Below are 12466 nucleotides of genomic sequence, written 5' to 3'. Positions count from 1 at the left end.
CATGTCGCACAGCATGCTCGCTCTCCTCGCCGGCGCCGGACCGGTGACCGGTTACCTCGCGGGCTACCTGCTGCTGACCGCCGGAGCCGGCCGCGAAGCGGCACGGGGACACGGCGGGGCCGGGGCCGGCCTGCGCGGGACGCTCGCGCTCTGGACGATGCCGGGCTTCCTGGTGGCGCCGGTGCTGTGGCCGTTGCCGGAGCGGACGCCGGGCGAGCAGTTCCTCGCGGCCTCGGCGGCGGGGGCGGCCGCCAACGCCTTGGTGGCCGGCCTCGCGGGGTACGCCTTCGGGCCGTCCTGAGGCCGCCGTCCCTGGGCCGCCGTCCGGTCAGCGGTTGCTGGGCGTCGGGCGGGCGGTCGGGCGGCGGGCGGCGGGCGGTCGGGTGTCAGGCGGTCAGCAGGTCGAGCAGGGCCCGGCCCTCGGGCCAGGAGCCGAGTCCGGAGTCGGCGTTGACGTGTCCGCGGGGCCCGAGGTCGACGTACCGGGAGCCCCAGCCGTCCGCGAACCGGCGCGAGCGCTCGGGGGTGCACCAGGGGTCGTCGCTGCCGGCGACCACGATGCTGGGGAAGGGCAGCGGCCGGAGCTCCACCGGCCGGAAGCCCTCGATCTCGGGGACCTCGGCCCGGTCGACGTCGGGCGGGGCCACCAGCAGGGCGCCCAGCACCCCGGAGCTGCCCGCGGACGCGGTGCGGGCGGCCCAGCGCGCCACGGTGGTGCAGCCGAGGCTGTGGGCGACCAGCACCACCGGGCCCGGCCGGCCGGTCACGGCACGCTGCAGGGCGTCGGTCCAGGCGTCCGCGTCCGGGTGGTCCCAGTCCTCCTGCTCCACCCGGCGGAAGGCGGGGTCCTCGCGCTCCCAGATGCTCTGCCAGTGCTCGGGGCCGGAGTTCTGGTACCCGGGCAGGACGAGGTAGGCGGGCTGGGGTGCCATCTGGGGTGATCCCTCCTGGGGGCGGCGTATGCCGCGGGATTCTACGGGGCGCGCACCCCACGCCCCCGGCGCGTCCGCGGTTCGGTGTGCTTCGAGTGATCCGGTGCGCCCTGTTGCGCGCCGGTCCCGGTGGGGGAGGTTGATCTCGGTCACGGCCGGCGACGTCACCGGCCGCGCACCGGCACGTCCGACGGTCGATCATGGAGGTTTGCTCAGCGATGGCATCGAAGATCCTGCTTGTCACCGGTGACGCGGCGGAGTCGCTGGAGGTGTTCTACCCCTACCAGCGCTTGCAGGAGGAGGGGTACCAGGTCGACATCGCGGCGCCCGCCCGGAAGCGGCTGCAGTTCGTCGTCCACGACTTCGTGGACGACTTCGACACCTACACCGAGAAGCCCGGCTACACCTGGCCGGCCGACCTGGCCTTCGACGAGGTGGACCCGGCCGACTACGTCGCCCTGGTGATCCCGGGCGGCCGCGCCCCGGAGTACCTGCGCAACAACCCCGAGCTGCAGCGGATCGTCAAGCACTTCTTCGACACCGACAAGCCGGTCGCGCAGATCTGCCACGGCCCGCTGATCACGGCCGCCGCCGGCGTTCTGAACGGCCGGCGCAGCGCCGCGTACCCGGCGCTCCAGCCGGACGTCCAGGCGGCCGGCGGCGAGTTCGTGGACGGTGAGGCCGTGGTGGACGGCGTGGTCGTCTCGGCCCGCGCCTGGCCCGACCACCCGGCCTGGATCCGGGCGTTCGTCGAGGTGCTCCGTGTGAAGGCCCCGGTGGCCTGACCCTGACGGCGGGGCCCCGGCGCCTGACAGCCCGGGCCCCGCTCCCGAACTCCCCGCCCACGGCCGCGGCCGTCCCACCGCCGTCGCGCGCCCGCTCCCGGTCCGGTTCCCGCTGCCGGGGCGGCCGCCTTCCGCCGGGTGACCTGCCGTCGGCCGCCGCCGTCCCCGGTGCGATCATGGGGCCCACCGGTCGGAGCAGGAGGACGAGACATGGCAGAGCCGCTGATCGCCGCGGTGGCGGGGCTGGTGCCCCGGCTGGACCCGTCGGTGTTCGTCGCGCCCAACGCGGTGGTGGTCGGCTCGGTGGCCGTCGCCGCCGACGTCAGCATCTGGTACGGCGCCGTGCTGCGCGGCGACGCGGGCCCGATCACGGTCGGCGCCGGTACCAACATCCAGGACAACTGCACCCTGCACGCCGACCCCGGCTTCCCGCTGCTGCTGGGCGAGCGGATCTCGGTGGGGCACAACGCGGTCCTGCACGGCTGCACGGTCGAGGACGACGTCCTGGTCGGCATGGGGGCGACGGTGCTGAACGGCGCCCGGATCGGAGCCGGCTCCCTGGTGGCCGCCGGTGCGGTCGTCCCGCAGGGCATGGTGGTCCCGCCGGGTTCACTGGTCGCGGGCGTGCCCGCCAAGGTGCGGCGGGAGGTCGGCGAGGAGGAACTGGCCGGCATCAAGGCCAACGGCGAGGGGTACCGGCTGCTGGCCGAGGCCCACCGGGGCGTCGAACCGCTGGAGGTCTGACCCCGGCTGACCCCTCGGGGCCGGAGGGCCTGCCGGAGGACGGTGGGCGGGGGCCTGCCGGAGGACGGCGGGCGCCGCCGGCTCCTGATGGCGGGCCGTCAGTGGGCCGACGCCACCGGCACGGAGGCAGCGGCCGGCTTCCCGTCGGCCGGACCCGTCCCGGGGCCGGCGCAGGCCCGCCGGTCGGCGGCCCAGGCGAGTACGGCGATCAGCGCGCCGATCCCGGCCAGCCCGGCCCCCACCAGCGGGGGCGCCGTCCAGCCCAGTCCGGCGTCGATCGCGAGCCCGCCGAAGAACGCCCCCTGCGCGTTGGCAAGGTTGAACGCGCCCTGGACGGTCGCCGAGGCGAGGGTCGGGGCGTTGCGTGCCTTCTGCAGCACCAGGGTCTGCACGCCGGGGACGATGGCGAAGCCGAACAGGCCGACCAGGACGACCGTGAGCGCCGCCGACCACTCGGCCCGGGCCGTCACCGAGAAGGCGGCCAGGGTGAGCGCCAGCAGCACGAAGGACGCGCAGATGCCCGGCCGCAGGGCACGGTCGGCCGCGTAGCCGCCGACGACGTTGCCGACCGTCATGCCGACGCCGAACAGGGCCAGCACGCCGGTCACCGAGCCGGTGGTGAACCCGGAGACCTCGGTGAGCAGCGGGGTGATGTAGCTGTAGCAGGCGAAGAAGCCGCCGCAGCCGAACACGACCGTGCCCAGCGCCAGCCAGAGCTGCCCGCTGCGGAAGGCGCTCAGCTCGTGGCGCAGCCCGGCCCGTTCGGGGGCGGGCAGGTGCGGGACCAGCCGGGCGATGGCCAGGGTGCCGGCCGCGCCGATGGCGACGACGACGAGCATGGTGGCCCGCCAGCCCAGCTGCTGGCCGAGCAGGGTGGCGGCCGGCACGCCGACCACGTTGGCGAGGGTGAGACCGGAGAACATCACGGCCACCGCCCGGGCCCGCAGGTGCGGGGCGGCCAGTTCGGCGGCCGCCACCGCGCCGGCCCCGAAGAACGCGCCGTGCGGCAGGCCGGTGATCAGTCGGGCGGCGGCGAGCAGCCAGAAGTTCGGGGCGAGGGCGCAGAGCAGGTTGCCCACGGTGAACAGGGCCGCCAGACCGACCAGGACGGCCTTGCGCGGCATCCTGGCCGCCGCGGCGGTCAGCAGCGGCGCACCGATCACCACGCCGATCGCGTAGGCGGAGATCAGCCAGCCGGCCTGCGGGATGGAGACCTGGAGGTCGTCCGCGACCTGGGGGAGCAGCCCCATGGCGGCGAACTCGGTGGTGCCGATGGCGAAGGCGGTGATCGCCAGCGCGACGAGCGCCAGTGGCATGACGGTCTCCCGGGTGACGCCCGGTCACGGGCGGTTGGGCTCCGGCAGCACTGACGAAGCTGGTCTGGTGCAGGTCTACCCGGCCCGTGTGTGCGGCGGGCGGGCGGGAGTGGAACAGGGGCGGAAGGAACGGCTGCGGGCCCGGGGCCGTGGTGCGGCGTCGGGCCCGGAAGGCCGTTCGGAGCAGCGGTTTGTTCGTTCAGAATCTTAATACGGCCGCGAGTGCGCTCCGGACACCTCCCGGGCCGGCGAGGGGCCCGGCCGCGGCCCGGCGGCGGTCCCGCGGCGGGTCGCCACCGGGTCTCCCGGGCCGGACGTCCCGAACTGCCGTGCCCGCCGATGCGACAGTAGTCCGAACGGCCGAGCCCGGTCCGCGGGGGATCCGGCCGGGGCGCTGGCCGCGGGGCCTTCCGCGCGCGAGACTGGGGGCATGTGTCGCAGTATCAAGACGTTGAGGCCACCAGTCACGCCCGAGGTCCACGACGAGGACATCGTCGCCGCCGCCCTGCAGTACGTTCGCAAGGTGTCGGGATTCCGGGCACCCGCCGCCCACAACCGTGAGGCCTTCGACCGTGCGGTGGAGGCGGTGGCCGAGGCCACCGCCCGCCTGCTCGGGGAACTGGAGGTGCGCGGATCGGCCGGCCGCGTGGAACAGTCGGCCTAGGTCCTGTCCGGCTCCCTCGGATCCGGCCGGGGTGCACGAGGAGGTTGTTCATGAGCGACGAGAAGCGGTACGCCCTGACGTTCCCCGGTACGCCTGGCACCCAGGCCCCCCAGGACGTCGTGATCGTGTCCTGGACCAGCGCCACCGGCCCCGGCGGGCACCCCGTCTACGAGGACGCCTCGGGCATCGTCCGGGCCGAGATCAGCGACTCGGGGGAGGTCCGGATGCTCGCCTCCGGCGGCCACCAGTCCCCGCACCTGCCGGTGCACGCCGAACCGCTGCCACAGGCCTGAGCCGCGTCCGGACGTCCGCAGCCCTGCCCCCGCCCCTACCTGCTCGACCCGAGCAGCTCCGACTCCACCCGTACCCCACCCGTACCCCACCCGTGCGTCCCCCGGGCCGGCACCCGAGCCGCTCCGGGGGACGTGCGGCTGTCCGGGGGCGGCCGGCCCGGCCGTCGGGCCCGTCGGGGTTCTTGGCCCGGCGACGCCCGTCCTGGGGCAGAATCGGCGCATGACAACTGCGCGTTGGCAGGGCACGATCATCGCCGAGAGTGACGAGACCACGATCGTCGAGGGCAACCACTACTTCCCGCTCGCGTCCGTGCGGGTGGAGCACCTGCGGGCCTCCGACACCACCACGGTCTGCCCCTGGAAGGGCACGGCCGGCTACTGGACCGTCCACGTCGACGGTCTGAGCAACCCGGACGCCGCCTGGTTCTACCCGGACCCGAAGCCGGAGGCGGCCCACGTCCGGGACAAGGTGGCGTTCTGGCGCGGGGTGGAGATCAGCGACTGACCACGGACGGTGCCCGGCCCGGGCGGGGTGCCCGGTACGACCTCGTCCGCCGGCGCGGCCCGTCACCCGGTCGCCCCGCGTCCAGGACCGGGCGGGTGGCCGCGCCCGGTCGCCGTCCCGGCCCAGGCGTGCCCGCGCACCGGTTCGGGTAGGCGCAGTGCATGGCACTTTTCAGGAAGCCCAAGCGGTCCGGCGAGCCGGACGGCCGGACGGCCGACACCGGCGAACCGACGCCCGGCCGGCTGGCCGAGGACCTGGCCGAGCTGGTCGAGGGGATGGAACGGGGCCCGGCGGAGGCCGTCCCGGAGGGAGCGGCCGCAGGGCTGCCCGAGGCCGTCGGACCTGCCGGCGAGGGCCCGGCCCCGGGGAGTCTGGTCGAGTCGGCACTGGTCCAGGAGCGCGGACGGCAGCGCGCCGCCCGGCTGGTCGGCTCCGTCGCCAAGCAGCTCGGCCGGGGCGGCCGGGTGGCGGCGAAGGGCGCGGGGTTCGGCGGGCGCGCCCTGGCCGACCGGCTGCTGGTGGCGGCGCCGCGCATCCCGGTCCGCAACCTGGCCACCCTCCGGAGCCACCACCCGGACGTCGCCGACCCGGAACAACTGGCCGACCTGCTGACCTCCGGGGCCTGCAGGGCCTCCGCCGCACTCGGCGCGGGCGTCGGCGCCGCCGCGATGCTGCCGGTGCCGCCCGCGATGGCGGTCGAGATCGCCGCCGAGACGCTCGCCGTGGCCGCGGTGGAGATCAAACTGATCGCCGAACTGCACGAGGTCTACGGTGTGCCCGCCCCCGGCAACGGCTCCCAGCGGGCGAGTGCCTACGTCACCTCCTGGGCCAACCGGCGGGGCATCGACTCCTCGCTCCTGGTGAAACCCGCCGGGCTCGCCGCGATGGCGGTCGGCAGCGAAGTCCGCGGGCGGCTGCGCCAGCGGCTCACCCGCAGCTCGCTGCGCAGGCTTCCCTCGCTCGCCCCGCTCCTGATCGGGGCCGGCATCGGGGCGCACATCAACCGCCGCGACACCGCCAAGCTGGCCCGCCAGATCCGGGCGGACCTGCGAGGTCGCCGGGCGGTCGACCCCGGCTACTGGACGGCGGCCGCCCCCGCTTCCGGTACCGGTCGGCCGGTGGCCCGGAAGAAGCGCGGCTGACCGCACCGCGCCGGAGCCTTGCCGTACGGCGCCTGAGTCCCGGTCCCACCGCGGCGCAGCCCCGCCGGACCGCGGCGCACCGGACCCGGTCCCGGTGCGTCGCGTCCGCCGGATCCCGGCCCCGGCGGATCCCCGTCCCGCCGTACCGCGCCGCCGTACCGCGGCAGCAGCCGGCCGCCCGTCCGGCTGCTGCCGCCGACGGGCGGCCGGCTCCCGTCCGGGCCCGGCTGTCCGGGCCGTCGTCGCCGCCACCGCTGCTCCTGCTGCTCCTCCCGCTCCTGCTGCTCCTCCCGCTACTGCGCCTCCGCCGCGGGCGCGTGCGCGCCGTGGCCCGCCTTGCAGGCGACCACCATGGCCTGGTGGATGGCGCGGGCGGTGGTCTCGTCCGCGGCCGGCACGGGGCTGCCGACCACCGTGTACCAGTCCAGCGCGCCGGTGTACTGCACCGTCAGCCGCGCCTCGCCGTCCACCCAGGTGGTGTGCATGGTGAGGTCGCCGGAGATCGGGCCCACCTCGGCCGTCTCGACGCCCCCGGGGCCGCTGATGATGCTCTGCGTGGTCCAGGTCGCCCAGGTGTTCATCGCACCTCACCGCCCCGGCCGGCAGTTCCGCCCGGCAGCGGCCGCCCGCGCGCCTCGCACCGCGTGACCCGCCCACGCGGGAGGTCCCCGCCCGTCGTCCCGGTCCGCCGGACACCGCCGCCGCACCGCGTCCGCCGCCCGGAGCCCGTCGCGGGCCCCCCGGAATCCGCCGTCCGTCCGCCTCCGCCGTGCGGCGGCGGCCCCGCCACGGCGCTCAGGACCGCCCCTCCATCTCCTCGTAGGTGTCGCCCTCGGCCTGCGACGTCTCCTGCGCGTGCATGTTCTGCATCGAGGTGATGCCCTCCTCCGGGTCCGCCGCGCGGACGTCCTCGCCCTGGTCGCTGCTCGCCTGTGCGCGTGCGCTCATGTCCGACATGGCGAACTCCCTCGCCTCGGCCGGCCGAGGCCGGCCGTCGCTGCGGGCGGTCGCCGGGCCGGGTCTGTGCCTCCCTCCAGCGTGCCTCCGGCCCGGCATCGGGGCCAACCGGGTTCACCAGGCCACCGGCAGCGAGTCGACGCCGTAGACCACCGAGTGGCCGCGGAAGACCAGCTCATCCTCCGGCACCGTGATCCGCAGGCCCGGCAGCCGGCGCAGCAGGGTCTCCAGCGCGATCTGCAGCTCGGCCCGGGCCAGCGGCTGACCGAGGCACTGGTGGACGCCGAAGCCGAAGGCCAGGTGCCGGCGGGCGTCGCGGGACACCTCCAGCTCGTCGGCCGCGCCTTCGCCGGGCGCACCGAAGAGCCGCTCGTCCCGGTTGGCGGTGGAGAGCATGGCCAGCACGCCTTGGCCGGCCCGGACCAGCGTGCCGCCGAGCTCCACGTCCTCGACGGCCACCCGGGGCAGCCCGGACTGCACGATGGTGAGGTAGCGCAGCAACTCCTCCACCGCGCCCCGGAGCAGCTCCGGATCGGCTCGCAGCCGGGCGGCCTGCTCGGGCCGGCGCAGCAGTGCGACGGTGGACAGCGCGGTCATGTTGGCGGTGGTCTCGTGCCCGGCGACGAGCAGCAGCAGCCCGGTCGCCGCGATCTCGGCCGGGCTGACGTCCTCGCGGGCGGCCAGCCTGCTCAGCATGTCGTCGGCCGGGTGACTCCTCTTACGGGCGGCCAGCTCGGTCAGGTACCCGGTCAGTCCGCGCTGCGCCGCTTCGACCTCCGCCGGGGTGGCACGGTTGTCGAGCAGCGTCCTGCTCTGCGCCTGGAACAGCTCGTGGTCCTCGTACGGGACGCCGAGCAGCAGGCAGATGACGAGGGAGGGGACGGGCAGGGCGAAGTCGGTGACCAGGTCGGCGCCGGTGCCCGCGGCGGTCATCCGGTCGATGGTCTCGTCGACGATCCGCTGGATCCCCGGACGCATCGCGTCGACCCGGTGCACCAGGAAGTCCTTGGTGACCATGCGGCGCAGCCGGGCGTGCTCGGGGTCGTCCATCCGGATGAAGCTCGGGTTGGTCACGGCCAGGGCCCGGCGGCCGGGGGTGAGGAAGGGGAAGCCGGGGTGGCGGGCGTCGGCGCTGAAGCGCGGGTCGGACAGGACGGTCCGGACCTCCTGGTGGCCGGTCACCAGCCAGCAGAACGCGCCGTCGGGCAGCTCCGCCGGGGTCACCGCCCCCTGGCGGGCGGCCTGGTCGTAGGCGGGCGGCGGGTCGAAGGGGCAGCTGCCGTGGGCGGCGGGGAGGGCGAGGGCGGGCGCGGTGGGTGTGGTCGTCACGATGAGTCCTTCCGTTTCCGGCCGCGCGCGGGGCCGGCCACCCGGGGCGGGCGGCCGGCGCGCGGCGGATGTCACGGTGTCCCGGTGGCTTCTTCCACGGTGATGGCGCCGCCGGGGCAGAGCACGGCGGCCAGCCGGACGTCGGGGTACAGGCCCGGTTCGGGGCGCGCCCGGCGGAGCGTCACCAGACCGTCCTCGTCGCTCTGCCCGAACACCTCCGGCGCGGTCAGGACGCACTGGCCCGAACTGCAGCAACGGTCCTGATCGAGGATCACCTGCATGCGGAACACCTCCGTGGGGCGGCGGCGGGCGGCGGGGGCCGTCCTCCACTGGCGTCCACACAACCTAGCGGCCACTCTGTCGCACACGAATGGTGCGGGGCCGGGCGGGACGAGAATGGCCGATTAACGGGGGTGGGGGAGCAGGCCGCCGGCCCGGGACGGACGGCTGGGCCCTGGGGCGGGCGGCGCGGCGGAGTGCCGGCCATGCCCGGGAGGGGGCCTTCGGGTCGTCCGCGCCTGGCGACGGAGATACTCCGTGGTGCATTGAGTGCAAAACTGTTCGAAAATGTTGTAGATTCTGGAGTGCGGTCGAGGCCGGACCTCCGGGCCGGACCGCCCCCCGAACGTCCCCCGCCGGTTGCCCTGACATCGCCGGCGGGGGATCCCCGGTCGACCCCGCGCACCTCGCGGGGATCGGAGCACCGTCCCGACGGACCAGCTGTCCGGCCCCGCAGAGTCGCGCGGGCCGTGGTCCCGTCGGCGGTGGGACCACCCACGGCCGCTGAGGGTCGGCCTGATCGTGGGCCCGGGGCCGCCGGTGCCGCGCGTCAGCGGGCGCCGGCGGCTCTCGCCCGCCCGCCCGAGGCGAGCGGCGGCAATCGGCAGCGGCGGTCCGAGGCGGCGGTGGCCTAGCCGGGCAGGGCGTCCGTGCCCGCGGCGTCGGAGGCCTCCGCGATCACCAGCTCGCCGACCACCTCGGCGAGGGCCGAGCGGTCCTCCGTCGTGAGACCGGCGTCGGTGACGAAGTAGTCCACCTCGTGCAGGCCGGCGAAGCTGCTCAGGCCGGTGACGCCCCACTTGGTGTGGTCGGCGACCACGGCCACCCGCCGGGCGCACCCGATCAGGGCCCGGTTGGTCTGTGCCTCGGCGAGGTTCGGCGTGGTCAGCCCGGCCCGGCCGGAGGCGCCGTGCGTCCCGAGGATCAGCAGGTCCACGTGCAGCGAACCGATCACCATGTCGGCGAGCGGCCCGACCAGCACCTGCGAGGGGGTCGGCGCGCCGCCGGTGAGCAGGACCGACGGCGAGGTCGGGCTCTTCACGCCCTCGGACTCCAGCAGCTGCGCGATCGGCAGCGAGTTGGTCACCACGGTCAGCCCCGGGACGTTCACCAGCCGGGTCGCCACGGCGTGCACCGTGGTGCCGCCGCCCAGCGCGACCACGCTGCCGGGCGTCACCAGAAGGGCGGCCGCCTCCGCGATGGCCCGCTTGGCGGACGGCTCCAGGCCGCTCTTGGCCGCGAAACCGACCTCGTCACCGGTGCGGCCGACCAGCCCCACGGCGCCGCCGTGCACCTTCTCCACATCGCCGCTGCGCGCCAGAGCGTCCAGGTCGCGCCGGACGGTCATGTCCGACACGCCCAGCTGCTCGACCAGCTCCGACACGCGGACAGCACCGTCGCGCCGGATCGCTTCCATGATCAGCGCACGGCGCTGATGTGCGAGCAGTCCTTGATCAGCCACCAGATCCCCAGACCCGCCGTCGAGAGTGTCGTCCGTCGGCATGAATCTACTGCACAGGCATTCCGCAGTGTGCGGACGGTTCCGACGTCGGAGACGGGCCACCGCGCCGAGGCGACGCGCACCGGCCTCCCGGGGGGCCGGGACGAACGGGACGGCGGGGATTTCGGGGTCCATCGGGCAGCTCCATTCTCGGCTTCGGCCACCTGCTGCGGGTGGCTCCACGACGCCCGGCCGGGGCCGCGAGGTGCTCCGCCGGTCCGGACCGGCGGAGCCCGGGCCTGGCTGCGACCCGTCCCGGGCGTCGTTCCATTCCGCCCTCCGCGCACGCCGGTTCCGACACCGGCGAGGACACCGAACCGACACGGTTCCCGCCGAGACTGCGGGCACCCTAGGTAGTGCGGCCGGTAGGTAGTTCCGGGGACTGGGGATCGAGGACGGCAGGCGGCCGGGTTCGGATCCGTCGCCCGACGGGGCCGCTGCCGGCCTGCGGGTGGTTCCGGTCCGGTCGTGGTGGATTCCCGGACACCCGTCCGACGCGTTCTGCTGCTCCGCACGCGCGCTGCCCGTTGGCCCGAGGTCGCTCCGGGGGCGAGCTGCACCGCCGGGCCGACTATTGCCTTCCGTTGATAAATGTTGGAAAATGCTGACTATGGACGAGGGCGCCACCCCTGCGCCGGGCGGCGCTCTCGACCTCCCCGCCGGGCTGCCCTGGAACCCCCGGCGGGGCACGCTCCTCCACGGCGCAGGTCACCGCCGTCGGTACCGGCGCGGCCGCGGCCGCGGGCCGTACCAGCTCGGCGCCGTGAGACTCCGTCACGACTCGGAATCCCCCTGAGCCGTCGCCCCTCGCACAGCGGCGCCGGCTCGGATCCGGATCGTGACGGCGGCAGCGAGCCGTTGAGGGACGGCGATCCTGCCATCCACCGGGCCGCCGGTGCGCGCGTCCGCCACGCCCGCACCGGCAGCCGTCCCACCTCCGGGCGCCGGTGCGCCCCGCTCACCGCTCGGCGTCCTGGTACTCCAGCAGGACTTCGATGTCTTGCCTGCTCAGCGGCTACGCGCGGTGAGTACGACGGCCTGATGTCCCATCACCGCCACGGACTCTTCCAGCAGTCGGCGGAAGCGTCCTTCCTGTCCGTGAGCCGAGTCGGCGGTGACCCAGGGGACGGGCAGCTGGTAGGCAGGTGCGCGCAGGACCAAGGCCTCGGCGAGCCGGCCCCTGGTGCGGAACTGCCGCTCGTCGGGGATCACCGCCGCGCGGCGGCGGTCCCGATCCCCGGTCCAGGACCTGGGCAGGTGGGGCTCGCGGTCGACAGGAGCCCGCAGACGGAAAGGCCCCGCTACCCGCCTCCCGTACGTGCGGTGACCAGGCCGGACTCGTAGGCCGCGATGACCGCCTGGGCGCGGTCCCGGACGTAGAGCTTGCCGAAGATGCTGGTGATGTAGTTCTTCACCGTCGACAGGCTGATGTCCAGGGCCCGGGCGATCTCGGTGTTGTCGAGGCCGGTGGCCATCAGCCGCCACACCTCGACCTCCCGGGGCGTCAGCCCGCCCGTGTCGGTGACCGGCGGCGGGGTGCCGACCGGGGCTCGGACGTAGGTGGAGATCAGCCGGGTGAGCAGGCGCGGGGCGACCACCGCCTCGCCGGCGTGGACGGTGCGGATCGCCGCGCCCAGCTCCTCCGGCGAGACGTCCTTGGGCAGGAACCCGTGGGCGCCGGCGCGCAGCGCGGCCACCACGTACTCGTCCATGTCGAAGGTGCTGAGGGCGAGGACTCGGCAGGAGGGGAGGGTGCGGGCCAGCTCCTGGGTCGCGCCGACCCCGTCCAGCACGGGCATCCGGATGTCCATCACCACGACGTCGGGGCGCAGCAGGCGGGCGGCGGTGACGGCCTGCTCCCCGTTCTCGGCCTCGCCCACCACCTCGAAGGACGGGTCGGGGGAGAGGATCAGGGACAGGCCGCGCCGCACCAGCGGCTGGTCGTCCGCGATGAGGACCCGGATGCCCGGTGTCACCGCGCCCACCGGGCCGACGTCGTTCGGCCTCACCGGGCCGTCG

Annotated in this window: 15 protein-coding genes and 1 pseudogene; 7 read left to right on the top strand and 9 right to left on the bottom strand. The window is 75.2% G+C overall.

Features of this window, described 5'->3' with window-relative positions; translation table 11 throughout:
- Position 1: 1 nt before the first annotated feature.
- Positions 2-301, top strand: coding sequence for a hypothetical protein (locus J2S46_RS04700; protein WP_191293830.1), 300 nt, complete (start codon positions 2-4; stop codon positions 299-301).
- Positions 302-386: 85 nt separating this feature from the next.
- On the opposite strand, the gene J2S46_RS04695 is transcribed toward J2S46_RS04700, so the two are convergent.
- Positions 387-932, bottom strand: a complete 546-nt coding sequence (locus J2S46_RS04695) for an RBBP9/YdeN family alpha/beta hydrolase (RefSeq protein ID WP_191293831.1) — start codon at positions 930-932, stop codon at positions 387-389.
- A gap of 218 nt (positions 933-1150) precedes the next feature.
- On the opposite strand from J2S46_RS04695, the gene J2S46_RS04690 reads away from it, so the two are divergent.
- The gene (locus J2S46_RS04690) at positions 1151-1717 is read left to right on the top strand and encodes a DJ-1/PfpI family protein (protein ID WP_191293832.1); all 567 of its coding nucleotides are present in this window, start codon (positions 1151-1153) and stop codon (positions 1715-1717) included.
- Positions 1718-1927: 210 nt separating this feature from the next.
- On the top strand, positions 1928-2461 hold the full coding sequence (locus J2S46_RS04685; protein WP_191293833.1) for a gamma carbonic anhydrase family protein: 534 nt from the start codon (positions 1928-1930) through the stop codon (positions 2459-2461).
- A gap of 98 nt (positions 2462-2559) precedes the next feature.
- Here the strand turns inward: J2S46_RS04685 and J2S46_RS04680 are convergent, their stop codons facing one another.
- Entirely contained in the window at positions 2560-3777 is a 1218-nt protein-coding gene (locus tag J2S46_RS04680; protein WP_191293834.1) for an MFS transporter, read from the bottom strand.
- Between the two features lie 430 nt (positions 3778-4207).
- On the opposite strand from J2S46_RS04680, the gene J2S46_RS04675 reads away from it, so the two are divergent.
- The 4 genes from J2S46_RS04675 to J2S46_RS04660 all read left to right on the top strand — a co-directional run bounded on the left by J2S46_RS04675 (position 4208) and on the right by J2S46_RS04660 (position 6381).
- Positions 4208-4441 (top strand): DUF2277 domain-containing protein, encoded by a 234-nt coding sequence (locus J2S46_RS04675; RefSeq protein ID WP_073923665.1) that lies wholly within the window; start codon positions 4208-4210, stop codon positions 4439-4441.
- Between the two features lie 50 nt (positions 4442-4491).
- Positions 4492-4734 (top strand): DUF6296 family protein, encoded by a 243-nt coding sequence (locus J2S46_RS04670; protein WP_073923666.1) that lies wholly within the window; start codon positions 4492-4494, stop codon positions 4732-4734.
- Between the two features lie 220 nt (positions 4735-4954).
- The gene (locus J2S46_RS04665; RefSeq protein WP_073923667.1) at positions 4955-5239 is read left to right on the top strand and encodes a DUF427 domain-containing protein; all 285 of its coding nucleotides are present in this window, start codon (positions 4955-4957) and stop codon (positions 5237-5239) included.
- 161 nt (positions 5240-5400) lie between these two features.
- Complete coding sequence (locus J2S46_RS04660) at positions 5401-6381, top strand: hypothetical protein (RefSeq protein ID WP_191293835.1); 981 nt, start codon at positions 5401-5403, stop codon at positions 6379-6381.
- Positions 6382-6674: 293 nt separating this feature from the next.
- On the opposite strand, the gene J2S46_RS04655 is transcribed toward J2S46_RS04660, so the two are convergent.
- From J2S46_RS04655 to J2S46_RS04625, 7 genes and pseudogenes are all read right to left on the bottom strand, one after another.
- Positions 6675-6962 (bottom strand): hypothetical protein, encoded by a 288-nt coding sequence (locus J2S46_RS04655; RefSeq protein WP_191293836.1) that lies wholly within the window; start codon positions 6960-6962, stop codon positions 6675-6677.
- A 214-nt stretch (positions 6963-7176) separates the two neighbouring features.
- The gene (locus J2S46_RS04650; RefSeq protein WP_191293837.1) at positions 7177-7329 is read right to left on the bottom strand and encodes a hypothetical protein; all 153 of its coding nucleotides are present in this window, start codon (positions 7327-7329) and stop codon (positions 7177-7179) included.
- Positions 7330-7452: 123 nt separating this feature from the next.
- Positions 7453-8670 (bottom strand): cytochrome P450, encoded by a 1218-nt coding sequence (locus J2S46_RS04645; RefSeq protein WP_370882300.1) that lies wholly within the window; start codon positions 8668-8670, stop codon positions 7453-7455.
- Between the two features lie 68 nt (positions 8671-8738).
- The gene (locus J2S46_RS04640; protein ID WP_191293839.1) at positions 8739-8948 is read right to left on the bottom strand and encodes a ferredoxin; all 210 of its coding nucleotides are present in this window, start codon (positions 8946-8948) and stop codon (positions 8739-8741) included.
- A 629-nt stretch (positions 8949-9577) separates the two neighbouring features.
- A complete protein-coding gene (locus J2S46_RS04635; RefSeq protein WP_191293849.1) occupies positions 9578-10411 on the bottom strand; it encodes a DeoR/GlpR family DNA-binding transcription regulator in 834 nt (277 codons plus the stop codon).
- 1095 nt (positions 10412-11506) lie between these two features.
- Positions 11507-11737, bottom strand: a pseudogene (locus J2S46_RS04630) (transposase); the annotation flags it as partial.
- 11 nt (positions 11738-11748) lie between these two features.
- A complete protein-coding gene (locus J2S46_RS04625) occupies positions 11749-12456 on the bottom strand; it encodes a response regulator (RefSeq protein WP_370882299.1) in 708 nt (235 codons plus the stop codon).
- Between the last annotated feature and the right edge of the window lie 10 nt (positions 12457-12466).

The sequence above is a fragment of the Kitasatospora herbaricolor genome (genome assembly GCF_030813695.1).
GTDB lineage: Bacteria > Actinomycetota > Actinomycetes > Streptomycetales > Streptomycetaceae > Kitasatospora > Kitasatospora herbaricolor.
The sequence above is the reverse complement of the archived record's forward strand: the minus strand, read 5'-3'. Positions and strand labels throughout refer to the sequence as shown.